This window comes from Mycobacterium sp. IDUB_24 (genome assembly GCF_055419385.1).
In genome coordinates, this window is the sequence record NZ_JBVAXO010000001.1 from 562,039 (window position 1) to 587,255 (window position 25,217).

Below are 25,217 nucleotides of genomic sequence, written 5' to 3' on the forward strand. Positions count from 1 at the left end.
TCGGTCGACTCACAGCTTGCTTGCGGCCGCCTCATCGAGCAACCAGACCGTCCGGTCGCGACCGACAGCGCCGGCGGCCGGGATGTCCACCGGATCGGCACCATTGATCGCGGCGGCGACCGCGTCGGCCTTGGCCGCACCAGCGACGACCAGCCACACTTCGCGAGAGTTGCGAACCGCGGGCAGCGTCAACGTGATTCGGCGTGGCGGTGGCTTGGGGGAGTCCGGCACACCCACCACCATGCGGTCGGTTTCCCGCACCGCGGCCGTGTCGGGAAACAGCGAATTGACATGTCCCTCGCCGCCCATGCCGAGCAGATGTACGTCGAACTCCGGCCCGGGAGCGTCGAAGTTGGCAGCCAGCAGCTGTGCGTACCCGGCTGCGGCCGCGGCCAGATCGTCACCGAATTCGCCATCGCTGGCGGCCATCGCGTGGACGTTGACGTCCGAGATCCCGACATGATCCAGCAGTGCCTCGCGGGCCTGCTTGTCGTTGCGCTCGTCGTCGTCCTGTGGCACGAAACGCTCGTCGCCCCAGTACACGTGGACCTTCGACCAGTCGATCTCGCCGCCGCGTTCACCGACTCGCTTGAGCAGGCCGATTCCCGTGCCTCCGCCGGTGAGCACGATGTTCGCATGACCTCGCGCCGAAATCGCCGACGTGATGGCAGCCACCAACCGATCGCCGGCAGCGGCCACCAGCGCGTCGGTGTCGGCGTAACGCTCGATAACAGTGCTCATACGTACTGGACCTTGTCGATTCCCGTGAGTGCGTCGTAATAGATTTCGTCGGCATCAAGGCGGCGCAGATCCTCGGCCAGGCACTCCTTGGCCTCGCGGCGGGCCAAGGGCACCAACGCATCTGGCTTGCCTGTGCGGCTCAGCACGGCGGTGACACCGGTCTGCGGACGGACCAGGGTCACGGTTTCACTGGGCCTGGTCAGCTCGACCTTCAGCTCGCCGGTTGTCCGGGTCACCGGTCCGTCGATCCGATTGGCCAACCAGCCGGCCAGGATGTCAAGCGCGGGTTCATCCTTGAGCCCGGACACCAGCGCCGCGGTGATGGGTTCGTGCGGCGGCTGGTCGATCGCCGCGGCCAGTAGCGCACGCCAGTACGTGACCCGACTCCAGGCGAGATCGGTGTCACCGGCGGTGTAACCGTTGAGCCTGCTCTTGATGCAGGCCAGCGGATCGGCGCCGTTGGTGGCGTCGGTGATCCGGCGAATCGCCAACTTGCCCAGTGGATCCTGCGCGGGGACGGCAGGCGCGAGATCGGGCCACCACGTCACGACGGGGGTGTCGGGTAGCAGGAACGGCGTCACCACACTGCTGGCGTGGTTGGCCAGCGGACCGGACAATCGAAGCACCACAACCTCGTTGGCGCCGGCGTCGCGGCCCACCCGCAGCTGGGCATCCAGCCGGGCCTCGGTGGTCAAGCGATCCCCGGGGATCACCACGATCACGCGGCACGGATGCTCGCGGCTGGCTGCGTTGGCCGCCTCGATCGACTCCTCGAGCACCGCTTCGGTATCGGGGGCGATGACCAGCGTCAGCACCCGGCCGAGGGTGATCGCGCCGCCTTCCTCGCGCAGAGCGACGATCTTCTTGTTGATCGCGCCGGTATTGGTCTCGGGCAGATCGACAATCACGGTCGCCTCCATTCCCGGCCCGACCGGCGCAACATCTCGAACGCCGAATCTGGGCCCCACGTTCCGGACTCGTACGAATCGGGCTTACCGTGGGTCGCCCAGTACTCCAGTGCGGGATCCAGGATCTTCCAGCACAATTCCACCTCGGCATTGACCGGGAACAGCGACGGCTCGCCCAGCAGCACATCGAGGATCAGGCGCTCGTACGCCTCCGGAGACTCCTCGGCGAAGGCCGAGCCGTAGGAGAAGTCCATGCTGACATCGCGGACCTCCATGATGTGACCCGGAACCTTGGACCCGAACCGCAGGGTGATGCCTTCGTCCGGCTGTACCCGGATCACCAGAGCGTTCTGACCGAGCTCATCGGTCATCGTGGCATCGAACGGCAGGTGCGGCGCACGCTTGAACAACAGTGCGATCTCGGTAACCCTGCGGCCCAAGCGCTTTCCGGTGCGCAGATAGAACGGCACACCGGCCCAGCGACGGGTGTCCACGTCCAGTGTGATGGCGGCGAACGTCTCGGTGGTCGAGGTCTTGGAGAAGCCCTCTTCGTCCAGCAGGCCCACGACCTTCTCGCCGCCCTGCCAACCCGCGGCGTACTGCCCGCGGGAAGTGGTCTCGTCCAGCGGCTCGGCGAGCCGCGTCGCCGAGAGCACCTTGATCTTCTCGGCTTGCAGCTCGGCGGGGGAGAAACTCACCGGCTCCTCCATCGCCGTCAGCGCCAGCAGCTGCAGCAGATGGTTCTGGATGACGTCACGGGCAGCGCCGACACCGTCGTAGTAGCCGCCGCGCCCGCCGAGACCGATGTCCTCGGCCATCGTGATCTGCACGCTGTCGACATAGTGCGAGTTCAGAACCGGCTCGAACATCTCGTTGGCGAACCGCAGTGCCAGGAGGTTCTGGACGGTCTCCTTGCCCAGATAGTGGTCGATGCGGAACACCGACGACTCCGGGAAGACACTGTTGACCACACCGTTGAGTTCCTCGGCGCTCTTGAGGTCGTGCCCGAACGGCTTCTCGATGACCACCCGGCTCCAGCTGCCCTCGGGCTTGTCGGCGAGCCCCGACTTCGACAGTTGCTCGCAGACCTGGGGGAACGCCTTCGGCGGGATGGACAGGTAGAACGCATGATTGCCGCTGGTGCCGCGCTCGACGTCGAGTTGGTTCAGGGTCGCCTTCAGCCGCTCGAATGAGGACTCGTCGTCGAACGTGCCCTGGACGAATCGGAAGCCTTCGGCCAACCGGTCCCAGACTTCCTGGCGGAACGGGGTGCGGGCGTGTTCTTTGACGGCGTCGTAGACCACTTTGCCGAAGTCCTCGTCCGCCCAATCCCGGCGCGCGAAACCGACGAGCGCGAAGCTGGGTGGCAGCAAGCCGCGGTTGGCCAGGTCGTAAATGGCCGGCATCAGCTTCTTGCGGGCCAGGTCGCCGGTGACGCCGAAGATCACCACCGCGCACGGCCCCGCGATGCGGGGCATGCGCTTGTCGCGCTTGTCCCGCAGCGGATTACGCCAGGCGGTATTCGGCCTGCCGTCGGCGGGGCTCATCGCGTGGCAGCGTCGAGTTGGCCCTGTGTCGCGTCGAGCAATTCCTGCCACGACTTCTCGAACTTGTCGACACCCTCGTCTTCGAGCACCTTGAACACGTCGACCAGGTCGATGCCGACGGCGCTCAGTTGGTCGAAGGTCTCCTGTGATGCTGCCGCGGTCCCGGCGATGGTGTTACCGGTGATCTTGCCGTGGTCGGCGACGGCTTCCAGCGTCTTCTCCGGCAAGGTGTTCACCGTGTGCGGGGCCACCAACTCGGTGACGTAGAGCGTGTCCGAGTAGTCCGGGTTCTTGACGCCGGTGGACGCCCACAGCACGCGCTGCACCCGGGCGCCGTCGGCCTTGAGCGCGGCGAAGCGCTCGGCCCCGAAGACCTCTTCGTAGGCCGCGTAGGCGAGACGCGAGTTGGCCACACCGGCTTTGCCTCGCAGGGCCAGCGCCGCATCGGAACCGATCTTCTCCAGCCGATTGTCGATCTCGGTGTCCACGCGGGACACGAAGAACGACGCGACCGAGTGGATCTTGGACAGATCGTGGCCCGCGTCGCGCGCCTTCTCCAACCCGGCGAGGTAAGCGTCCATCACGCCGCGGTGCCGCTCGACCGAGAAGATCAGCGTGACGTTGACGGAGATACCTTCCGCGATCACCGCGGTGATCGCGGGCAGGCCGGCAAGTGTCGCCGGAATCTTGATCAGGAGGTTGGGCCGGTCGACGGTCTTCCACAGATCGATGGCCTGCAGGATCGTCTTGTCGGTGTCGTGTGCGAGCCGCGGATCGACCTCGATGGATACCCGGCCGTCGACGCCGTCGGAGGCCTCGTACTGCTTGGCCAGGACATCGCACGCGTTGCGGACGTCGTCGGTGGTGACGGTGCGGATGGTGGCGTCGACGTCGGCTCCCTGCTCGGCCAGTTCCTTGACCTGGGCGTCGTAGGCGGTGCCCTTCGACAGCGCAGCCTGGAAGATCGACGGGTTGGTGGTGACGCCCACGACGCTGCGGGTATTGATGAGCTGCGTCAGGTTCCCTGATTGCAGCCGCTCGCGCGACAGATCATCGAGCCAGACGGATACCCCCGCGGCGCTCAGCGCTGCGAGGTTCGGATTCTGAGTCATGTTCGCCTTCTCCTCGTCGTCTGCTAGTTGTCCAGGGATCGTTCCGCCGCGGCTGCCACAGCTTCGGCGGTGAAACCGAACTCGCGGAACAGCGTCTTGTCGTCGGCGGAGGCGCCGTAGTGCTCGATCGAGACGATCTCGCCGGTGTCTCCGACCAGCTTGTACCAACTCTGCGCCACCGCGGCCTCGACCGCCACCCGGGCCGACACTGCGGGCGGCAGCACCGAATCGCGGTATTCCTTGGGCTGGGATTCGAACCACTCGACGCACGGCATCGACACCACGCTGGCGTTGATCTCCTTGTCCGCCAACAGCTTCTGCGCTGCGACGGCGAGCTGGAGCTCGGAGCCGGTGGCGATGATCACCACGTCGGGGTTGTCCTCCGGCGTGCCGCCCAGCACGTAGCCGCCGCGGGAGACGCCTTCGGCGCTGGTGCCCTCGAGCACCGGGACGCCCTGGCGCGTCAGGATCAATCCCACCGGGCCGGTGCTCGCGGTGCGCTCCAGGACGGTCTTCCACGCGTAGGCGGTCTCGTTCGGATCGCCCGGCCGGACCACCGACAGGTTCGGGATCGCGCGCAGCGCGGCCAGGTGCTCGATCGGCTGGTGCGTCGGGCCGTCCTCGCCGAGGCCGATCGAATCGTGCGTCCAGACGTAGATGGGATCGATGTTCATCAAAGAGGCCAAACGCACAGCCGGGCGCATGTAGTCCGAGAACTGCAGGAACGTCCCGCCGTAAGGCCGGGTCGGGCCGTGCAGCACGATGCCGGACAGGATCGCGCCCATCGCATGCTCACGGATGCCGAAGTGCAGGGTGCGGCCGTACCAGGTCGCGTTCCAGTCTTCGGTCGAGATCGACGGCGGGCCAAACGAGTTCGCGCCCTTGATGGTTGTGTTGTTGCTGCCGGCCAGGTCGGCCGAACCACCCCACAACTCGGGCAGCGTCTGCCCGACGGCGGCCAGCACGGCCCCGGAGGCGGCCCGGGTGGCCACCGGCTTGGAATCGAGTTCCCAATGCGGCAGGTCGGCGTCCCAGCCCTCAGGAAGCTTGCCTGCCTGCAGCCGGTCCAGCAGCTGCTTGCGCTCGGGCTCGCGCTCGGCCCAGGCGTCGAAGGCCACCTGCCAATCGGCGTGCAGCTTCTTGCCACGGTCCACCAGCTCGCGGGTGTGGGCGATGACGTCGTCACGCACCTCGAAGCTCTTGTCGGGGTCGAAGCCGAGGATCTTCTTGGTGGCCGCCACCTCGTCGGCGCCCAGCGCAGAGCCGTGCACACCACCGGTGTTCATCTTGGTGGGTGCGGGGTAGCCGATGATCGTGCGCAGCGCGATGAACGACGGCTTGTCCGTGACCTTTTTGGCTGCTGCGATGGCTTCTTCTATACCGACGACGTTCTCGCCGCCCTCGACCTCCTGGACGTGCCAGCCGTAGGCGCGGTAACGCGCGGGCACATCCTCGCTCAGCGCGATGTCGGTGTTGTGCTCGATGGAGATCTTGTTGTCGTCCCAGAACACGATGAGATTGCCCAGCTGCTGGGTGCCCGCGAGCGACGATGCTTCGCTGGTGACGCCCTCTTCCATGTCGCCGTCGGAAGCCACCACGTAGATGTAGTGATCGAACGGGCTCTCACCCGGGGCGGTGTCCGGATCGAACAGCCCGCGCTCGTAGCGCGCGGCCATCGCCATCCCGACCGCCGACGCCAAACCCTGGCCCAGCGGGCCCGTGGTGATCTCGACACCCTTGGTGTGGTGGTACTCGGGATGTCCCGGGGTCAGCGAGCCCCACGTGCGCAGCGCCTCGATGTCGGCCAGCTCCAGGCCGAAACCGCCGAGGTACAGCTGGATGTACAGCGTGAGGCTGGAATGCCCACAGGACAGCACAAAACGGTCCCGGCCGATCCAATGAGTGTCGCTGGGATCATGGTGCAGCTGCCGCTGGAACAACGTGTAGGCGAGGGGAGCCAGGCTCATCGCGGTTCCCGGGTGGCCGTTGCCGACCTTCTGCACCGCGTCAGCCGCAAGCACCCGGGCGGTGTCGACGGCAACGCTGTCGACTTCGGTCCAATCCTCCGGGTGGTTGGGCTGGGTGAGAGCGGTGATCTCTTCGGCGGTGGTCACTAAGCTCACTTCCTCGTCTTCTATCTGCTGGCAGGTGCGCGCGGTTGCCATGCTGCTACGACAAACACCCTAGTAGGGCGGACTCATCCGATGCAGACTGGTTCTCGCACCGATACCCGCTCGTTTACCCGGTTGTTGCCCCGAACAGACCCTGCGGTGCCGAGGCGTGCGGGCCGCGGTCTACCATCGTCTGTAGTAGAAGCCGCGTGACGCCACCCGAGGAGTTATTTGCGTGAGCATTCGCGAGCGCCGGCTCATCCATGGGGCGCCGAGCCGAGTACGGTCCACCCTTTTGTCGTATCTGGCGTTGACCAAGCCACGTGTGATCGAGTTGTTGCTGGTCACCACCATTCCGGCAATGTTGCTGGCGGACCGTGGCACCGTTGACCCGCTCCTGATCCTGAACACGTTGGTGGGCGGCATGCTTGCCGCGGCCGGCGCCAACACCCTCAACTGTGTGGCTGACGCCGACATCGACAAGGTGATGAAGCGCACCGCCCGCCGCCCGCTGGCTCTGGCCTCGGTACCGACGCGGCACGCACTCATCTTCGGACTGGTGCTGACAGTTACCTCGTTCTGCTGGCTGACCTGGACGTCGAACCTGCTGTCCGGGGTGCTGGCGGTGGCCACGATCGCGTTCTACGTCTTCGTCTACACCTTGCTGCTCAAACGCCGCACCTCGCAGAACGTGGTGTGGGGCGGGGCCGCCGGCTGCATGCCGGTGATGATCGGCTGGTCCGCGGTGACCGGCACGATCCAGTGGCCCGCACTGGTGATGTTCCTGATCATCTTCTTCTGGACGCCGCCGCACACCTGGGCTCTGGCGATGCGTTACAAGGACGACTACAAGGCGGCCGGGGTGCCGATGCTCCCCGCCGTGGCCACCGAGCGTCAGGTCACTCGCCAGATCCTGATCTACACCTGGTTGACGGTCCTCACCACGCTGGCGCTGGCGCTGACCACCGGATGGTTGTACGGCGCGGTCGCCCTGCTGGCGGGCGCGTGGTTCCTGGTAATGGCCCACCAGTTGTACTCCGGGGTGAAGCGTGGCGAGCCGGTGAAGCCGCTGCGGTTGTTCCTCCAGTCGAACAACTACCTGGCCGTGGTGTTCTGCGCACTGGCCATCGACTCGGCGCTGGCGCTGCCGACGATCTTCGGTCACTGAGCCCGCGAACCGCTGCCGGCACTTCCTCGGTGTGGCAGCGTTGCGGCCATGACCGAATTGGTGAGCTCCGACAACTTCGCGCGCGCCGAATCCGACCTGTACTTCGCCGGCATCGTCAACGACGGCGGCTTCGGACAGTTCTTCCACAACCGTGAGATGAGCTCGATCGACCACCAGATCGTCATCCGGCAGAACCGCGACACCCTCTACTCCGCGGCGGTGTTCGACCTCGACGCCGGACCGGTCACCATCACGCTGCCCGACGTCGGGGGCAGGTTCATGTCACTGCAGGTCATCAGCGAGGACCACTACACCACCAACGTGGTCTACGCGCCGGCCGAGCTGACGTTCAGTCGCGACTCCGTGGACACCCGTTATGCGGCCGTGGCGGTACGCATCCTGGCCGATCCCGCCGACGCCGCCGACCTGGCCGCGGTGCACGCCCTGCAGGACGCGATCGGCGTGTCACAGGTCGAGCCGGGCTTCTTCGAGATCCCGCAGTGGGATCCGGTCAGCCAGAAGACGGTTCGGGATGCACTCATCACCCTGTCGACCACCCTCGGCGACACCAAATCCATGTTCGGACCCAGGTACGCAGTGGAGCCGGTACGTCACCTGATCGGCTCGGCCTTCGCGTGGGGTGGCAACCCGGCACGCGACGCGCTGTATCTCACCGTGGTGCCACCGCGTAACGACGGCACGACGGTGCACCGACTGACCGTGAAAGACGTCCCGGTGGACGGATTCTGGTCGGTGACCGTCTACAACAAGGACGGCTATTTCACGCCGAACCCGCAGAACGCCTACTCGGTGAACAACGTCACCGCGGTCAAGGATCCCGACGGCGCCGCCACGGTGCAGTTCGGTGGTACCGGCGCAGCCAACCTGTTGCCGGTCACCGAGGGCTGGAATTACCTCGTGCGTCTCTATCGCCCGCGCCCCGAAATCCTCGACGGCTCGTGGACGTTCCCCGACGCGCAGCCGATCTAGGGGACCAGGACGACCGAGCCGACAGTTTTGCGGCCCTGCAGGTCGGTGTGGGCCTGGGCCGCCTCGGCCAGCGGGTACCGGCCGCCGACGGTGATGGTGATCGATCCGTCCGCGATGGCGTTGATCAATTCACCTGCACGCCAGGAGAACTCGTCGGGCGTGCGGGTGTGGTGGGCCAGCGTCGGCCGGGTCAGGAACACCGAGCCGGCCGCGTTGAGCCGTTGCGGGTCCACCGGTGGTACCGGGCCGCTGGCCGCACCGAACAGGGCCAGCGTGCCACGCACCGCGAGGCTGTCCAGGCTGGCGTCGAACGTCGACGCGCCCACTCCGTCGTAGACCGCGGCCACGCCCGCCCCGCCGGTGAGGTCGCGGATCTTGTCCCCGAACTCGGTCGGATCCTCGGGGTACTCGAGCACTTCGATCGCGCCGGCCTGGCGGGACAACTCCGCCTTCTCGGGCGTCGAGGCCGTCGTGATCACGCGGGTGCCGATGCTGGTGGCCCACTGGGTGAGGATCAGGCCGACGCCGCCGGCCCCGGCATGCACCAGCACTGTGTCGCTCGGCTGCACCGGATAGGTGGACTTGATCAGGTAGTGCGCGGTCATGCCCTTCAGCAGTGCTGACGCGATCGCGTCGGGAGCCACACCGTCAGGCACGTAGGCGACGAAATCGGCTGGGGCAACACAGGAGTCGGCGTATGCGCCGGTCGCGTTCGCGGTCACGACGCGGTCTCCGACGGCCAGCGCGGCGACATCGTCGCCGACGGCGGCGACGGTGCCGCACACCTCGGACCCGACGATGAACGGTACGTCCCGCGGATACAGCCCGGAGCGGAAGTAGGTGTCGATGAAGTTGACGCCGACGGCCTCGGCTCTGATCAGTACCTCGCCGGGGCCGGGAGCGGGTTCTGGCCGCTCGACGTAGCTCAGGACTTCCGGTCCGCCGGTCTCGGCAACTTCGATGGCATACACGCCATCCATCATCCACACCTATCATCGCGGAGGTGAAGCTCGCCCGCCCGGATGTGTTCCATCCCCGCATCGTGCTGGCCGGTTGCGCAGCACTGCCCGACGGGGACGGCGACGACGCCGGCCTGGTCATGGCGCTGCGCAATCGCGGTCTGCACGCCCGCTGGCTGCCGTGGGACGACCCGGCCACGCTCGATGCCGACCTGGTGATCCTCCGGGCCACGTGGGACTACGCCGAGCGTCTCGACGAGTTCCTCGGCTGGGCGCGCGCGGTGCCCCACCTGATCAACTCGGCGCAGATCGTCGAGTGGAACACCGACAAGCGGTACCTCGGCGATCTGCACCGGATGGGGGTTCCCGTGGTGCCGACGCGGTATTTCGCGGTCGGTGAGCCGGTCAGCGTTCGCGATGGCGAAGTGGTGGTCAAGCCGGCGGTGGGTGCCGGCTCGACCGGCGCGCAGCGGTTCGTCGACGCATCGGAGGCCCTGGCCCACGCGGCGGCCCTGCAGGCCGAGGGCCGCGCGGTGCTGGTGCAGCCGTACGACCCCCGGATCGCGGACGGTGAGACCGCGCTGGTGTTCCTGGACGGCGAGGAATCGCACGCATTCACCAAGGGGCCGATCCTGCCTGCGGCTGGACAGTCACCCGAGTTCGAGGAGACGGGCACCTACGCGCAGGAGTCGTTGTCGCCGGCGAATCCCGGCGACGAGGTCTGGGCGGTCGGTCGCCAGGCGCTCGACGCGGTGATACGCAGGTTCGACCTGTTGCCGCAGGATCTGTTGTACGCGCGGGTCGACGTGATCGGCGGACCGGACGATCCACGCCTGCTCGAGTTGGAGCTGGTTGAGCCGGGACTGGGATTCCGCCAGCTCGATCAGATGGACCGGGAGCATGCCCAGCGTCAGTTCGCGGTGGGCGTCGAGAATGCGCTGGAGCGCTTCGGGCTGGGCCCGCTGTCGCACCGCGGGATCTAGCTAGGCGCCGGGTTCGACCCGCTCCCGCATCGACGCCCACAGCGCAGCGGTAGCCGCGGTGCAGGTGGCCGCACCGGCGACGTGCACGGCGACCAGCACGGCCGGCACCCCGGTGTAGAACTGCACGATCCCGACGAGCCCCTGCGCACACACCAGCGCGACCAGGACGCCGAGCCGGATCATGATCGGGCGGGCGGCGCGCACCGCGGCGAGACCGAAGCCGAGCGCGACGATCAGGGCCAGATAGGCGACCAGCAGCGACGAATGCATGTGCACGAGCGTGGTGATCTCGACCTGCAGGCGCGGCACCACCCGATCGAGGCTCTTGTCCCCGGCGTGCGGACCGGCGCCCGTCACCAGCGTGCCCGTCACCAGCACTGCCGCCAGGATGACGGCGCTCAGGACGGTCAACTGCCGCAACGGTTTCGGCACGGTGGTCGTAGGGGCGCCGGTGTCGGGCTGGCCGATCTTGACGAACAGCAGCACCGCGAGCCACACCATGGCCATGGACGCCAGCAGGTGGATCGACACGGTCCACCACAGCAGGCCGGTCCGCACCGTGATACCGCCGATGACGGCCTGGACCACGGTGGAGGCGGGCATCAGCCAGGCGTAGATCAACACCTCGCGGCGTCGGCGGGCCCGGGTCACTGCCAGCACGGCGGCGATGGCGGTCAGCACCACCAGGAACGTGATCATCCGGTTGCCGAACTCGACCACCTGATGCACGACGGCGACCTCGGCGTGCGGGACGGGGGTGAAGCTACCGGGGAAGCACTGGGGCCAGGTGGGACAGCCCAGGCCGGACGCGGTGACCCGGACGATCGCTCCGGTGACCGAGATACCGCCCTGGGTGAGGATCACCAGGAACGCGATCAGGCGCTGGGCCCGCAGGCTCGGCATGGGCAGCAGGTCGACCAGTCGCTGGAAAGCTGTTCCGCCGGGCACGGCCTGATCGTAGTTGATCAGGAACTACAGCCTGTAGTAGGGCCCGCGTGGATCAGGTGAACCGGAACCAGCGCAGGGCGCAGATCGCGGCGATGGCACCCCACGCCACCAGTACGGCCACGCCGAACCAGTCCATCGACAGCGTCATCGCCTGGGTCAGGGATTCGGTGAGGGCTCCCGACGGAGTCAGCCGGGCAGCCCAGCGCAAGGCCGACGGCACCGGGCCGCCTTCCAAGGTCAGCGCGCCCAGGCCCGCGAACACGAACCACAGCAGGTTCGCCAACGCCAGCACGATCTCGGCCTTGAGGGTGCCGCCGAGCAGCAGTCCCAACGCGGCAAAGGTGCCGGTACCCAGTGCGATGATCACCGCACCCAGCGCCAGCCCCAGCGGCGACGGCCGCCAACCCAGCGCAAAGCCTATGGCGCCCAACAGGATCGCCTGCAAGAAGACAACGGTCACCACCGCCAGTGACTTGCCGGCGATGATTCCCCACACCGGAAGTGCGGTGGCGCCGAGGCGTTTCAGGGCGCCGTACCGGCGGTCGAAAGCCACCGCGATGGCCTGGCCGGTGAACGCCGTGGAGATCAGGGCGAGGGCCATGATCGCCGGGGTGAAGGTTCCCGCCCGATCGTCGCCGAACGAGCCCAGCGGCAGCAGCGTCATCCCCACCAGCAGGGTGATCGGGATGAACATGGTCAGCAGAAGTTGTTCGCCGTTGCGCAGCAGCAACTTCAGTTCCAGCCCGTACTGCGCCGCCAGCATGGCCGGGACCTTGGCCGGGCGGGGATCGGGGGAGAAAGTGCCCGGGGCGAATCGGTTCGGAGCGCTCGTCATGACCGCAGTTCCCGTCCTGTGAGGTCGAGGAATACATCTTCGAGGCTGCGCTGCTCCACCCGCATGTCGGTGGCCAGCACGTTCAGTCGGGCGCACCACGCCGTCACGGTCGCCAGCACCTGCGGATCGATGTGCCCCTCGACCAGGTATTCGCCGGGTGCCGTCTCGGTGGTCTTGTACTTCTCGGGCAGGGCCGCGGTCAGCAGGGACAGGTCGAGCTTGCGCGGCGCACTGAAACGCAACTGGTTCTCGGCTCCGCTGTGGGTCAGCTCGGCGGGTGTGCCGGTGGCTACCGCCACACCGTGATCGATGATCACGATCCGGTCGGCCAGTTCTTCAGCCTCGGCCAGGTGATGGGTGGTCAGCACCACCGTCACACCGTCACGGCGCAACGCATCGATCAACTCCCACACCACAATTCGGGCGTGGGCATCCATCCCGGCGGTCGGCTCGTCGAGGAACACCAGCTCGGGTCGACCGACCACGGCGCAGGCCAGCGCCAGGCGTTGTTGCTGTCCGCCCGACAGTCGCCGGTAGGTGGTGCGGGCGGATTCGGTGAGGCCGAGGGTGTCCATCAACCAGGCCGGATCGAGTGGATCGGCAGCATAGGAGGCAACCAGGTTGAGCATCTCGTCGGCCCGGGCGGCGGGGTAGCCGCCGCCGCCCTGCAGCATCACGCCGATTCGCTCGCGCACCTGGGCGTTGTCGGCAACGGGATCCAACCCGAGGATTTCGACCCGGCCGTCGTCGGGGCGGATGAATCCCTCGCACATTTCGACGGTGGTGGTCTTGCCCGCGCCGTTCGGGCCGAGCAGGGCCAGAACCTCGGCCCGCTGAACATCGAGGTCCAGGTGGGCGACCGCTGTCGTCGATCCGTAGCGCTTGCTGACGCCGCGGAGCAGCACAGGTTGATCAGAACGCGAGGTCACGGGGATTCAGCGTAGGCGTCGGGGGATTGTGTGGGTGTCGGCGGTGGGCTTGTGTCCGGTTCGCGTGACGGGCGCCACGGCAGTCGGCGCCATGTCAGCCCGATCAGGATCAGCACGATCAACGTGCTCGCCAGGGTGGCCATCACGATCTGGAACAGGGTGAACCGGTCGCCGTTGGCCGTCGGTCCGAAGATCCCGACAACCAGCGTGATGGCGATCGTGGACCCACGGAAGCCCGGTCGGGTGGCCCACGCGGCCAGCGGGATCACCGCCCACAGCAGGTACCACGGTTGCACCACCGGGAACAGCAGGATGGTGCCGCCCAGAGCGACGCCCAGTCCGCCGACGGGGTGCAACCGGCCGCGCATCACGGCCCACAACAGCCAGCTGACCAGGATCGCGATCAGGAAGACGCCGATGGCGCGGGTGAGTGCGAGCACCGCGGTGGTGTGGTCGCCGAGGCCCAGCAGGATGCCGACCTGACCGGTGCCCAGCGCCAGCAGGGTCGGCGGCGACATCCAGCTGCGCACCACGTTGGCGGTGCCGAGGGTGGACAGCCAGCCGAAGCCCAGCCCGCTGGCCCAGCCGATCACGGCCATCACCGCCAGCGAGATCACGCCGAGCGGGACGCTCGCCACGAAGAACGCCTTGATCGTGCCGCCCAGGCGCCAGGCCAGCGCCATCCCGACGAATCCGAGTGCGAGCAGTGACGGCAGCTTGACCTGGGAGGAGAGCGTGATGAGCACCGTGCCGATCAGCAGCATCCCCGCGGGATACCAGTGGTCCCAGTCCTCGCGTGAATGTGGCCAGGTCAACGGCCGGGGGATGAGCGGTGCTGCGGCGTCGATGCCGCGCAGTGCGAACTCGGTACCCGCCAGCATCAGGCCGAGCATCAGTGCCTCGTTGTGGATCCCGGCCACCAGGTGCATGAAGAGCAGCGGATTACATGCGCCGAGCCACAGTGCGCTGACCTCGGCGACACCGCAACGGCGGGCCAGCCGGGGCGTCGCCCACACGATGAGCCCGACGCCGAGCAGCACAACCGCGCGGTGACAGAGCACGGCGGCGACGATGTTCTCACCGGTCAGCGCGGAGATGCTCTCGCCGATCCACAGGAACAGCGGGCCGTACGGCGCCGGAGTTTCGCGCCACAGACTGGGTACCGACAACGTGAACACGTGATCGAGGCCGAGGCCGGTGGCCGGGCCGACCTGATACGGGTTGAGGCCGATGTAGCCGATCTCACTCTGGGCCAGGTAGGAGTAGACGTCCTTGCTGTACATCGGCGGCGCGACCAGCAGCGGGATGGCCCACAGGAGCAGCGTCCGGTCGAGTTGGCTGCGCGACATCCGGCGTGGGCCGAGGACGAATCGCCCGAGCATGAGCCAGGCCAGCGCCATCATCACTGCCCCGGTCGTGGTCATGGTCAGTGACACGGTCTGGATGCGGGAGGGCAGGTTGAGCAGCCGCACCCCGAAGGTCGGGTCCTGTACGACGGGACGGGCGCCCGCACCGAGTGCGCCGATCGCCATCAGTACGGTGCCGGTGGCGCCGAAAAGCCGGGTGCGACGTTGTGCGACGACCTCGGCGGCGTTGAGTGGGGACCCGACAGCCCGTTCGTCGCCGTGCCACCGGGCGATCGATGTGCTGAAGGTCGACAGGCGGCTTGCCACCAGGGCAGCCTAACCGTCGGCCGGAGCGGTCTTCGCCGGGCAGCGGTGGCCCAGATCACGTAAGGGTGCCCTTGCTAGAACCAGGAGTGGAATTCCGTCACAATGGTGTTGTGAAAATGCGTCGGGAGACTACGGGCTTGGTTTCGAGCCCTGCTTCGGCTGGTGTGCCGAAGTCGGTCAACGATGTCGTGCCGGCATCTGACGGGCACACCCGGCGCTCGATCATCCACCTGTTGCTCGAGGGTCCCATCACCGCGGGGCAGATCGGCGACAGGCTCGGTATCTCGGCGGCCGGCGTACGGCGACACCTCGACGCTCTGATCGAGGCGGGGGACGCGCAGGCCAGTGCCGCCGCCGCGTGGCAGCACAACGGCCGGGGCCGCCCGGCCAAGCGTTACCGGTTGACGGCTGCAGGTCGGGCCAAGCTCGGCCACACTTACGACGACCTCGCCGTCGCCGCGATTCGGCAACTGCGTGAGATCGGCGGCAAGGATGCCGTGCGGACTTTCGCGCGGCGCCGGATGGACACCATCCTGGCCGGCGTCAGCGAGGGGCCCGGCGGAGTCGCCGACGCGGCCGAGCGTGTCGCGGATGCATTGACCCGGGCCGGGTATGCCACCACGACGAATCCGGTGGACGGTCCGATTCACGGGGTGCAGATCTGCCAGCATCACTGTCCGGTATCGCACGTCGCCGAGGAATTCCCGGAGTTGTGCGAGACAGAGAGTGAGGCGTTCGCCGAGATTCTGGGCACCCACGTCCAGCGCCTGGCCACCATCGTCAACGGTGACTGCGCCTGCACCACCCACGTTCCACTCGATGCGGACGTCCCAGCCCGGACGGACGCAGCGACAAGCCAAACGACAGCGAGCAAACAAGGAGCGGCGACATGACCATCACGCCCGAAACGCCATTGACCCAGGAAGAGACCATCGCGTCGCTGGGTAACTACGGCTACGGCTGGTCGGACTCCGACGTCGCCGGCGCTAGCGCGCAGCGCGGCCTGTCCGAAGCCGTCGTGCGTGACATCTCGGCCAAGAAGAGTGAGCCCGAATGGATGCTCGACATTCGACTGCGGGCGCTGCGCACCTTCGGTAAGAAGCCGATGCCCAACTGGGGTTCCAACCTCGAAGGCATCCACTTCGACAACATCAAGTACTTCGTGCGTTCGAGCGAGAAGCAGGCCGCCACATGGGATGACCTGCCCGCCGACATCAAGAACACCTACGACAAGCTCGGCATCCCCGAGGCGGAGAAGCAGCGCCTGGTCTCCGGTGTTGCCGCGCAGTACGAGTCCGAGGTGGTCTACCACTCGATCCGTGAGGATCTCGAGGCCCAAGGCGTCATCTTCCTGGACACCGACACCGCTCTCAAGGAGCATCCGGAGCTGTTCAAGCAGTACTTCGGCACCGTGATCCCGGCGGGTGACAACAAGTTCTCGGCGCTGAATACCGCCGTGTGGTCGGGTGGCTCGTTCATCTACGTGCCCAAGGGTGTTCACGTCGACATCCCGCTGCAGGCCTACTTCCGGATCAACACCGAGAACATGGGCCAGTTCGAGCGGACCCTGATCATCGCCGACGAGGGCTCCTACGTGCACTACGTCGAGGGCTGTACCGCGCCGATCTACAAGTCCGATTCGTTGCACTCCGCGGTCGTCGAGATCATCGTGAAACCCGGTGCGCGCGTGCGCTACACCACCATTCAGAACTGGTCGAACAACGTCTACAACCTGGTGACCAAGCGCGCCCGGGCCGAGGCCGGTGCCACCATGGAGTGGATCGACGGCAACATCGGTTCCAAGGTCACCATGAAGTACCCCGCCGTCTGGATGACCGGTGAGCATGCCAAGGGTGAGGTGCTCTCGGTGGCGTTCGCCGGTGAGGGCCAGCACCAGGACACGGGTGCCAAGATGCTGCACCTGGCCCCCCACACGTCGAGCAACATCGTTTCCAAGTCGGTGGCTCGCGGCGGTGGCCGGGCGTCCTACCGCGGCCTGGTCCAGGTGAACAAGGGTGCGCACGGCAGCAAGTCGAGCGTGAAATGCGATGCGCTGCTGGTCGATACGATCAGCCGCAGCGACACCTACCCCTACGTCGACATCCGCGAGGACGACGTCACGATGGGCCATGAGGCCACGGTGTCCAAGGTCAGCGAGGATCAGCTGTTCTACCTGATGAGCCGCGGTATGACCGAGGACGAGGCAATGGCGATGGTGGTGCGCGGCTTCGTCGAGCCCATCGCCAAGGAACTGCCCATGGAATACGCGCTTGAGCTGAACCGGCTCATCGAGCTGCAGATGGAAGGCGCGGTCGGCTAGTGAGTTCAAACCTGACAGAGGCAGTCGAGGGGGCCGCCGGCGGCTCAGGCTCGACGTTGGCTGCGGCCAACAAGGGCGAGCTTTTCGCGTCGTTCGACGTCAACGCGTTCGAGGTGCCCGGCGGCCGCGACGAGCTGTGGCGGTTCACCCCGCTCAAGCGGCTTCGCGGCCTGCACGACGGCTCCGCCGTCGCCAATGGCAAAGCCGGCGTCACCGTGACCGAGCGGCCGGGAGTCACCGTGGAGACCGTCGGCCGTGACGACAAACGACTCGGCGAGGGCGGTACGCCCACCGATCGCGTTGCAGCCCAAGCTTTCTCGTCGTTCGAGACGGCGACGGTGGTCACGGTCAAGCGTGACACCGAGGTGGTCGAGCCGATCGAGATCGTCATCGATGGCCCGGGTGTGGACACCGTGGGCTACGGGCATCTTCAGATCCGGGTCGAGGAACTGTCCCGGGCGATCGTGGTGGTCGACCTGCGGGGCAGCGGAACCTACGCCGACAACGTCGAGATCATCGTCGGTGATTCGGCCGGCCTCGGCGTCATCTGGATCGCCGACTGGGCCGACGACATGGTGCATGTCAGCGCCCACCACGCGAAGCTCGGCAAGGATGCGGTACTCGGACACGTCAACGTCACGCTCGGTGGCGATGTGGTGCGTACCTCGGCCACGGTGCGGTTCACCGGGCCCGGCGGTGACGCCAAGTTGCTCGGCACCTACTTCGCCGACGACGGTCAGTTCTTCGAGTCCCGGCTGTTGGTCGACCACGCGCAGCCGCACTGTAAGTCCGATGTGCTCTACAAGGGTGCGTTGCAGGGAGATCCGGATTCCAAAAAGCCCGATGCACACACAGTGTGGATCGGCGACGTGTTGATCCGGGCCGAGGCCACCGGTACCGACACCTTCGAGGTGAACCGCAACCTGGTGCTCACCGACGGCGCCCGCGCTGATTCGGTGCCCAACCTCGAGATCGAGACCGGCGAGATCGTCGGCGCCGGACACGCCAGTGCCACCGGACGTTTCGACGACGAGCAGCTGTTCTACCTGCGCGCCCGCGGCATCCCCGAGGATCAGGCCCGACGCCTGGTCGTGCGCGGATTCTTCAACGAAATCATCGGCAAGATCGCTGTCCCGGAGGTGCGTGAGCGCCTGACCACAGCCATCGAAAGAGAACTTGCCATCACCGAATCGAAAGCATCGCACTAATGACCACTCTGGAAATCAAGGACCTGCACGTCTCGGTCGACGCCACCGAAGGCGCTGAGAACACCGAGATCCCGATTTTGAAGGGCGTCGACCTCACCGTGAAGTCGGGGGAGACCCATGCGGTCATGGGTCCCAACGGCTCCGGCAAGTCGACGTTGTCCTACGCGATCGCCGGGCACCCCAAGTACACCGTCACCTCCGGTTCGATCACCCTCGACGGACAGGACGTCCTCGAGATGAGCATCGACGAGCGTGCGCGCGCCGGTCTCTTCCTCGCCATGCAGTACCCGGTCGAGGTGCCCGGGGTGTCCATGTCGAACTTCCTGCGCACGGCGGCCACCGCTGTCCGGGGCGAGGCGCCCAAGCTGCGGCACTGGGTCAAAGAGGTCAAGGGCGCGATGTCCGAGCTGGACATCGACCCGGCGTTCGGTGAGCGCAGCGTCAACGAGGGCTTCTCCGGTGGCGAGAAGAAGCGGCACGAGATCCTTCAGCTCGGTCTGCTCAAGCCCAAGATCGCGATCCTCGACGAGACCGACTCGGGTCTGGACGTCGACGCACTGCGCATCGTGAGCGAGGGCGTCAACCGCTACGCCGAGGCCGAGAACGGCGGCGTCCTGCTGATCACGCACTACACCCGCATCCTGCGCTACATCCAGCCACAGTTCGTGCACGTGTTCGTCGGCGGCCGCATCGTGGAATCGGGCGGGCCGGAACTCGCCGACGAGCTCGAAGAGAACGGATACGTGCGCTTCACCCAAGCCGTCGGAGCCTGATATGACCACTTCGGCGACGACGTTGGACCAAGCCGGGTTGGCCAGGATCAGAGCTGATTTCCCGATTCTGAGCCGGGTCATGCGCGGTGGAAAGCAGTTGGCGTACCTCGATTCCGGTGCGACGTCGCAGAAGCCCCTGCAGGTCCTCGACGCCGAACGGGAATTCCTCACCACTTCCAACGGCGCGGTGCACCGCGGTGCACACCAGCTGATGGAAGAGGCGACCGACGCCTACGAGCAGGGCCGTGCCGACATCGCGGCGTTGGTCGGTGCCGAGCCTGACGAGTTGGTGTTCACCAAGAACGCCACCGAGTCGATCAACCTGGTGTCGTATGTGCTGGGAGACAAGCGGTTCGACCGCGGAGTCGGCCCGGGGGACATCATCGTCACCACCGAGCTGGAACACCACGCGAACCTGATTCCGTGGCAGGAGTTGGCCCAGCGGACCGGTGCGACGCTGAAATGGTATGGCGTCACGGAAGACGGCCGTATCGATCTCGACTCGCTGCAGCTCGACGAGCGAGTGAAAGTCGTTGCCTTCAGTCATCATTCGAACGTCACGGGTGCGGTCGCGCCGGTCGACGAGTTGGTGTCGCGGGCCAGGTCCGTCGGTGCGCTCACCGTGCTGGATGCCTGCCAGTCGGTGCCGCATCAGCCGGTTGATTTCCACGCGCTCGACGTCGATTTCGCGGCGTTCTCCGGTCATAAGATGCTGGGGCCCACCGGCATCGGAGTTCTGTACGGACGGCAGGATCTGCTGAATGCGATGCCGCCGTTCATCACCGGTGGCTCCATGATCGAGACCGTCACGATGGAGCAGACCACCTACGCGCCGGCCCCGCAGCGGTTCGAGGCTGGTACGCCGATGACCTCACAGGTGGTCGGATTAGCCGCTGCCGCACGATATTTGACTGCGATCGGGATGGATGCGGTCGAGGCGCATGAAGCCGAGTTGGTCGCGGCTGCGCTGGAAGGGCTGTCCGGGATTCCGCAGGTGCGGATCATCGGGCCACAGTCGATGGAACATCGCGGGTCGCCGGTCAGTTTCGTGGTCGACGGGATCCACGCTCACGATGTCGGGCAGGTGCTCGACGACGAGGGCATCGCGGTGCGCGTCGGGCACCATTGCGCCTGGCCGCTGCATCGTCGCTTCGGGATCGCGGCCACCGCTCGGGCATCCTTCGCGGTGTACAACACGCTCGACGAAGTGGACCGCCTGGTGGCCGGCATCAAACGTGCTGTGGAGTTCTTCTCGTGAGAATGGAACAGATGTACCAGGAAGTGATCCTGGACCATTACAAGCATCCGCATCACCGCGGACTGCGCGAGCCATTCGCCACCGAGGTGCATCACGTCAACCCGACCTGTGGTGACGAGGTGACTCTGCGGGTAACGCTCTCCGACGACGCCGAGACGGTGGCGGACATCTCCTATGACGGGCAGGGCTGTTCGATCAGCCAGGCCGCGACCTCGGTGCTCACCGACCAGGTGATCGGCCAGAGCGTCGGCGATGCCCTCAAGACGGTCGAGGCCTTCACCGAGATGATTTCCTCCCGCGGAAACGTGGAGGGGGACGAAGATGTACTCGGTGACGGCATCGCGTTCGCCGGCGTCGCGAAATACCCGGCGCGGGTGAAGTGCGCGTTGCTGGGTTGGATGGCATTCAAAGACGCGCTGGTGCAGGCCAGCGATGACGTGAAGGAACAGCGATGAGCGAGACCACTTCCGACGAACTGCTCGCCGACGTCGAGGAGGCCATGCGCGACGTGGTGGACCCCGAGCTCGGCATCAACGTCGTCGACCTGGGCCTGGTTTACGGCCTCAACCTCGAGGATGGCGACGAGGGCTCGGTCGCACTGATCGACATGACCCTCACCTCGGCGGCCTGTCCGCTGACCGACGTGATCGAGGATCAGACCCGCACCGCGCTGGTCGGTGCCGGTCTGGTCAGCGACATCAAGCTCAACTGGGTATGGAACCCGCCGTGGGGCCCGGACAAGATCACCGACGACGGTCGCGAACAGCTGCGTGCTCTCGGATTCACTGTCTGACGCCTGAATCCTCGGGCTGTCGGTACCCGGTGCTACCAATATCGCCAACAGGCGAATATGGAGGCACGGATGGGACACAGCCCTGAGGTAAAGGTCGTCGATGACGGATTGGTGTTGGGGCCGGCCACAGTGGCGTTCGAGCGGACGCTCCGGATCCCGAACACCGGATTACACCCGCTCCCACCGAGTCTCGGTTCGTTTCCGTTGCGCCGAGTTCAGGATTACCCCGACAGCGTGCCGGCCGAGTGGCTGGCACGCGGCGGGGTCATGCTTCCGGTCTATCAACGTGAGGCGATGTGGTTGTCGTTCCACTCGGCCGAACCTGCCGCGCTCCAGGTCGGCATCGGCAAGGTTTGTGCGGTCAGTGGCGAGGGCTGGAGCGACCGCCTCGGCCGGGATCCGCAGAACTATGTCGCATTGCCCGATCAGCCGTGGCTCGACGGCATCAACGCGGGTGACGGATTCATCCGCCAGTTCGTGGCCGTGCCGCTCGGTTCCGGGGCGACGGTCGAAGGACAGGTCACCGGGCAGGAAGTCCATGGCGGTGTCCAACTGCGCGCTGTCGGCCTGACGCCGCAGGCACTTCGGGAGTGGCGGGCACGTCCTCGGTTCGAGGACGTTTTTGTCGACTACGACTCTTGCGACATTCTCCCGGTGACTTGTGCTGCGCCGGCGATGGGTCTGGGTGCCGGCGGCCGGATGCGCCAGGAGGTCTACGCCGACGACCGTCCGCTGTCCGACTACGACGAGGACCGCTCCTGGCGGGTGTTTGTGCATCTGTGCAGTGCGGCGCAGTGGACCGCGATCACGGGTGAGGTGCCGCCACCGACTCCTGTGGACCGCGACGCCTATGTCGAAGCTGGTCTGCCATGGTTCGACTATTACGACGCGGACGCCCAAGACTTGGCGGCCACCGACGCGTTGACGAACGTCAAGAGTGTCGGCGAGTGGTTCGGCGAAGGCGAAATGCCTTTTGTTCCTGTTGATCCCGCGACAGTTGTCACGCTCAAGGATGGGGCTGGTGACGTCGTTGCCGATGGAGGCTGGTAACGGGGGATACCGTATGTGTTCATGGTGACCGTCCCGGCGTTCATCTGGCGCAGCGGCTTCTGGGGCCGAGCGCTGATGATCGGCGGCAGCGTGGGCTTCGTGTTGGGTGTGCTTGCCTGGCTGGACTCGGGGTTCTGGATCTCCGGCGTGCTGGTCCTCGTCATCGTGGGCACGTTCTACGGCGTCTGGATGGCGCGACGCATGGCACGGTATTGGCCGATGTCGAAACAATTGACCGGCGTTGATCGGGTCACGGTGGTGCGCACGGCCCGCATCGGTGAACGGATCGATGATCCGCGACTGGTCGAGGCTGCCCGCGACTACGGCCGGGGCGTGCTTGAGGCCGCCCAGGCGGCCCGCCCGTTTCGCTGGCTCTTGCCGTTGGCGCTCGTCGTCGCGGTGGCGAGCGCGTTGTGGGACGCGGCATTCGGGTCGGTCGGCAATGCCGTGGTCTCGGTCGTCTACTTGGCGGCACTGGTCTTGGAGTTGGTCTGGTGGCCCAAGCGCGAGGCTCAGCTGCTGGCAAATGTCCGACAGGCTTGTGGATAACTTGGCCAGTGCGTGAATTCCGGCCGGTTTCTGTCGGCCGACCTCGCTAGCTTCCAGCTCATCAGGAACCGAAGGGGTTCCGAACAGCCGGAAGGAATTGCAATGTGCTCGGACGTCGAAAAATTGCACGAAGCATGCCTGCGCGATCTCGGTGATCCACAGCGGTGGTTCAGCCCGATCGGATATCCAGATTCATTGGCACTGTGTGTGATTGATTCGATCTATTCGACCGGGGCGCAGTATGCCACCGTCGAGAAGATCGTCGCCCGGTACCGCGGCTACCGGGCGGTGCAGGGCGCGAACGCCGACGCCGATGGCGCCGCCGAACTCCTGCAGAACATCACCGAGCTGGGCGGGCCCGACCCATGGGCGACACAGATCGGGAACCGCCGGCCCACCTCGACTACGGCAAACGCTCCGTTGAAGTCGGTTGCCGTCGAGCAGGTCGCGGAAGCGCTTGTCGCACTGGGCGTTCACACGTCCGCTGACCTGCGTGCCGTAGTTGAGGAGGAGGACCGCCGGGAACAGGCCAAGAAGGCGTGGTGCGCAGTGCCCGGGCAGCGGTCGGGTGTCACATGGGAGTACGCGCTGAAGCTCACACAGATTCCTGGCGCGAGGGCCGGCCGTGTGGTGACGGACTACGTGGGCCGCCAAGTCGGCGCCGTCAGTGCCGAACGCGCAGCTGAGATGGTGCGTGAGGTTGCTGCATCCGCGGGCTGGGATGTCTTTGCGCTCGATCACGCGATATGGCGTTTCGACTCCGGACGGCCACATCAACGCGATCTCGTGTCATGACGGTGTCGCCGCTCGCGGTCGAACCGAGCGGCGCAACCCGTCCCACTCAGAAGGGTGGTGGCGGTCCGTATTCTTCGGCGATCCAGGCTTGGAAGTCGCGTTCGAATTTGAGGTCGTTGTTGATTTCGGCGCGTAGCCGGCGTTCTTCGGCGATGCGGTCTTGGCGGTCTTGTTCGCGGGTTTGGTTGCGGGTGGGCATCTTGGCGCCGCGGTTGGTCTCTGGGGCGTGCGGTTCGGGTTCGGGGAGGTTCAGGTTCCCGGTGGGTTGGGCCAGGGTGGGGAACAGGGCGGCGCCGTGGGGTTCGGTGGTGTAGGTGTGTCCGGTGGGTGAGCTGAATTCGATGGTGCCGTCAGGAAATTGGCGGTCCGACCAGCCGGGGCAGAACGTTTTGACCAGGTGGTGTGCGCGGCAATAGAGCTTGGTGTTGGAGGGGTGTGTCGGGCCCAGGGGGTAGGGCACCGTGTGGTCGATATCGGAAACCACCGCCGGGGCGTCACAGCCGGGGAAGCGGCAGGTGAGATCGCGGAACCGGATGAACTCCGACAATGCTGCTGACGGGCGGTACTGCGGCTCGCCCGCGCCGGCGTCAGCGTTCTCGGTGTGGGCCGTCTGCGCAGTGTTCTCGGTGTGTGTGTCGGTGCCGGTGTGTGTGCCGGTGTCAGTGGCGGGCACCACGACCGGTTTGTGTTTGGCGTTGGCGGCCAGGTCACGCACCGTCTCGGCGGGCAGGATCCCGTAGCCGGGCAGATAGCCCGGATCATCAGAGGTACCGTCTAGGGTCGACTCGGTGGCCAACACATGGACCATTGCGGCGGTAGCGGCGGCCCGCTGCTGGCTGGCCGGGCAATCGGGTAACCCGCACCGGCATTGCAGCTGGGATTGCAGGCGGGCCAGCGGACCGATCGCATCAGCCCGGCGCTGGGCATGAGTGCGGGGATCGTGCTCACACACCGTGTCGGCCAAAGCATCCAGACGTTGATCCAGGGCGGCCCCGTCGGTGACATCCACATTGGCCCACACCGTGGCCTTGCCCGGGCTGCCCACCTCGACCTGAACAAACCGTTCCTCGGCCACATTGGGTGGCACCCGTACCCCGTGGGGGTCGAGTTTGGCGATCCACTGATCGATACGGTCGCGGAGCTGGTTTTCGGACAGGCGCATCCACCGGTGTGCGCGGGTGGCCAGTTCCTCATCGAGCCCTGACCACACCGAGGCGTCCACGATGCCAGTGCGGGCGATGATCATCTGCACCACCCGATAGTCGATGTCCCCGGTGGCGAAGCGGGCTGCGACCAGGGGCAGTTTGTCGCGCAACACCCGGGCGTGGTGGATCTGGGTGCCGGCCCGGTGCCGGCTGATCCGCAGGGCAGCCGAGATTTCGGCGGCCACCTCGGCGAAGGGGTCGGTGGTCCAAAAGATCGATTCGGCCAGTTCGTGTGCGCGCAGCGAATCCAATGCCCCGATCGCGGCCAGGCGTCCCGCGATCGCCGCCGATTCGGCCCGCGCCCCGGCACTGACCCGGTCGATCAGGTCAGCAGCAGAATCGGTGTCGAACATGTGTTCGAT

At 66.4% G+C, this 25,217-nt stretch carries 24 protein-coding genes; 13 read left to right on the forward strand and 11 right to left on the reverse strand.

Going from position 1 to position 25,217, the window contains the following annotated elements:
- Positions 1-9: 9 nt before the first annotated feature.
- The 5 genes from pgl to tkt are packed head-to-tail and all read right to left on the reverse strand — an operon-like array spanning position 10 to position 6,422.
- The gene (gene pgl / locus ACZYZF_RS02740) at positions 10-741 is read right to left on the reverse strand and encodes a 6-phosphogluconolactonase (protein ID WP_463834450.1); all 732 of its coding nucleotides are present in this window, start codon (positions 739-741) and stop codon (positions 10-12) included.
- A complete protein-coding gene (gene opcA / locus ACZYZF_RS02745; RefSeq protein ID WP_463745808.1) occupies positions 738-1,649 on the reverse strand; it encodes a glucose-6-phosphate dehydrogenase assembly protein OpcA in 912 nt (303 codons plus the stop codon). The genes pgl and opcA overlap by 4 nt, the downstream gene beginning before the upstream one ends.
- On the reverse strand, positions 1,646-3,196 hold the full coding sequence (gene zwf, locus ACZYZF_RS02750) for a glucose-6-phosphate dehydrogenase (protein WP_463745809.1): 1,551 nt from the start codon (positions 3,194-3,196) through the stop codon (positions 1,646-1,648). The genes opcA and zwf overlap by 4 nt, the downstream gene beginning before the upstream one ends.
- Positions 3,193-4,308 (reverse strand): transaldolase, encoded by a 1,116-nt coding sequence (gene tal / locus ACZYZF_RS02755; RefSeq protein ID WP_463745810.1) that lies wholly within the window; start codon positions 4,306-4,308, stop codon positions 3,193-3,195. The genes zwf and tal overlap by 4 nt, the downstream gene beginning before the upstream one ends.
- A 23-nt stretch (positions 4,309-4,331) precedes the next feature.
- The gene (gene tkt, locus ACZYZF_RS02760; protein WP_463745811.1) at positions 4,332-6,422 is read right to left on the reverse strand and encodes a transketolase; all 2,091 of its coding nucleotides are present in this window, start codon (positions 6,420-6,422) and stop codon (positions 4,332-4,334) included.
- A gap of 232 nt (positions 6,423-6,654) precedes the next feature.
- Here tkt and ACZYZF_RS02765 point away from each other — a divergent pair, with 232 nt between their 5' ends.
- Positions 6,655-7,587: a heme o synthase gene (locus ACZYZF_RS02765; RefSeq protein ID WP_463745812.1), complete on the forward strand. Its 933-nt coding sequence runs from the start codon at positions 6,655-6,657 to the stop codon at positions 7,585-7,587.
- A 60-nt stretch (positions 7,588-7,647) separates the two neighbouring features.
- Positions 7,648-8,577 carry a DUF1254 domain-containing protein gene (locus tag ACZYZF_RS02770; protein ID WP_463835121.1) on the forward strand — a complete coding sequence of 310 codons (930 nt, stop codon included), beginning with the start codon at positions 7,648-7,650 and terminating at the stop codon, positions 8,575-8,577.
- Here ACZYZF_RS02770 and ACZYZF_RS02775 read toward each other — a convergent pair.
- Positions 8,574-9,548 (reverse strand): quinone oxidoreductase family protein, encoded by a 975-nt coding sequence (locus ACZYZF_RS02775; protein ID WP_463835122.1) that lies wholly within the window; start codon positions 9,546-9,548, stop codon positions 8,574-8,576. The two genes, ACZYZF_RS02770 and ACZYZF_RS02775, sit on opposite strands and share 4 nt — an antisense overlap.
- 32 nt (positions 9,549-9,580) lie before the next feature.
- On the opposite strand from ACZYZF_RS02775, the gene ACZYZF_RS02780 reads away from it, so the two are divergent.
- Entirely contained in the window at positions 9,581-10,519 is a 939-nt protein-coding gene (locus ACZYZF_RS02780; RefSeq protein WP_463745813.1) for an ATP-grasp domain-containing protein, read from the forward strand.
- Here ACZYZF_RS02780 and ACZYZF_RS02785 read toward each other — a convergent pair whose 3' ends face one another.
- The 4 genes from ACZYZF_RS02785 to mptB all read right to left on the reverse strand — a co-directional run bounded on the left by ACZYZF_RS02785 (position 10,520) and on the right by mptB (position 14,904).
- Entirely contained in the window at positions 10,520-11,422 is a 903-nt protein-coding gene (locus ACZYZF_RS02785; protein WP_463745989.1) for a COX15/CtaA family protein, read from the reverse strand. It lies immediately after the preceding gene.
- 97 nt (positions 11,423-11,519) lie between these two features.
- On the reverse strand, positions 11,520-12,302 hold the full coding sequence (locus ACZYZF_RS02790) for an ABC transporter permease (protein WP_463834451.1): 783 nt from the start codon (positions 12,300-12,302) through the stop codon (positions 11,520-11,522).
- Positions 12,299-13,231 (reverse strand): ABC transporter ATP-binding protein, encoded by a 933-nt coding sequence (locus ACZYZF_RS02795; protein ID WP_463745815.1) that lies wholly within the window; start codon positions 13,229-13,231, stop codon positions 12,299-12,301. Before ACZYZF_RS02795 ends, ACZYZF_RS02790 begins: the two co-directional genes overlap by 4 nt.
- A complete protein-coding gene (mptB, locus tag ACZYZF_RS02800) occupies positions 13,228-14,904 on the reverse strand; it encodes a polyprenol phosphomannose-dependent alpha 1,6 mannosyltransferase MptB (protein ID WP_463745816.1) in 1,677 nt (558 codons plus the stop codon). Before mptB ends, ACZYZF_RS02795 begins: the two co-directional genes overlap by 4 nt.
- 116 nt (positions 14,905-15,020) lie before the next feature.
- On the opposite strand from mptB, the gene ACZYZF_RS02805 reads away from it, so the two are divergent.
- The 10 genes from ACZYZF_RS02805 (at position 15,021) to ACZYZF_RS02850 (ending at position 23,650) form a co-directional block, all read left to right on the forward strand.
- The gene (locus tag ACZYZF_RS02805; RefSeq protein WP_463745817.1) at positions 15,021-15,797 is read left to right on the forward strand and encodes a helix-turn-helix transcriptional regulator; all 777 of its coding nucleotides are present in this window, start codon (positions 15,021-15,023) and stop codon (positions 15,795-15,797) included.
- Positions 15,794-17,224, forward strand: a complete 1,431-nt coding sequence (gene sufB, locus ACZYZF_RS02810; protein ID WP_463745818.1) for a Fe-S cluster assembly protein SufB — start codon at positions 15,794-15,796, stop codon at positions 17,222-17,224. The genes ACZYZF_RS02805 and sufB overlap by 4 nt, the downstream gene beginning before the upstream one ends.
- Positions 17,224-18,432: a Fe-S cluster assembly protein SufD gene (gene sufD / locus ACZYZF_RS02815; RefSeq protein WP_463745819.1), complete on the forward strand. Its 1,209-nt coding sequence runs from the start codon at positions 17,224-17,226 to the stop codon at positions 18,430-18,432. The genes sufB and sufD overlap by 1 nt, the downstream gene beginning before the upstream one ends.
- Positions 18,432-19,205, forward strand: a complete 774-nt coding sequence (sufC, locus tag ACZYZF_RS02820) for a Fe-S cluster assembly ATPase SufC (RefSeq protein WP_463834453.1) — start codon at positions 18,432-18,434, stop codon at positions 19,203-19,205. The genes sufD and sufC overlap by 1 nt, the downstream gene beginning before the upstream one ends.
- Position 19,206: 1 nt before the next feature.
- A complete protein-coding gene (locus ACZYZF_RS02825; protein WP_463834454.1) occupies positions 19,207-20,463 on the forward strand; it encodes a cysteine desulfurase in 1,257 nt (418 codons plus the stop codon).
- Between the two features lie 2 nt (positions 20,464-20,465).
- Positions 20,466-20,918, forward strand: coding sequence for a Fe-S cluster assembly sulfur transfer protein SufU (sufU, locus tag ACZYZF_RS02830; protein WP_463745822.1), 453 nt, complete (start codon positions 20,466-20,468; stop codon positions 20,916-20,918).
- Positions 20,915-21,256 (forward strand): metal-sulfur cluster assembly factor, encoded by a 342-nt coding sequence (locus ACZYZF_RS02835; RefSeq protein ID WP_463745823.1) that lies wholly within the window; start codon positions 20,915-20,917, stop codon positions 21,254-21,256. Before sufU ends, ACZYZF_RS02835 begins: the two co-directional genes overlap by 4 nt.
- A 69-nt stretch (positions 21,257-21,325) precedes the next feature.
- On the forward strand, positions 21,326-22,306 hold the full coding sequence (locus tag ACZYZF_RS02840; protein WP_463745824.1) for a hypothetical protein: 981 nt from the start codon (positions 21,326-21,328) through the stop codon (positions 22,304-22,306).
- Between the two features lie 21 nt (positions 22,307-22,327).
- Complete coding sequence (locus ACZYZF_RS02845; protein ID WP_463745825.1) at positions 22,328-22,855, forward strand: hypothetical protein; 528 nt, start codon at positions 22,328-22,330, stop codon at positions 22,853-22,855.
- A gap of 207 nt (positions 22,856-23,062) precedes the next feature.
- The gene (locus tag ACZYZF_RS02850; RefSeq protein WP_463834456.1) at positions 23,063-23,650 is read left to right on the forward strand and encodes a heme peroxidase; all 588 of its coding nucleotides are present in this window, start codon (positions 23,063-23,065) and stop codon (positions 23,648-23,650) included.
- Positions 23,651-23,696: 46 nt separating this feature from the next.
- Here the strand turns inward: ACZYZF_RS02850 and ACZYZF_RS02855 are convergent, their stop codons facing one another.
- Complete coding sequence (locus ACZYZF_RS02855; RefSeq protein ID WP_463834457.1) at positions 23,697-25,208, reverse strand: HNH endonuclease signature motif containing protein; 1,512 nt, start codon at positions 25,206-25,208, stop codon at positions 23,697-23,699.
- Positions 25,209-25,217 lie beyond the last annotated feature (9 nt).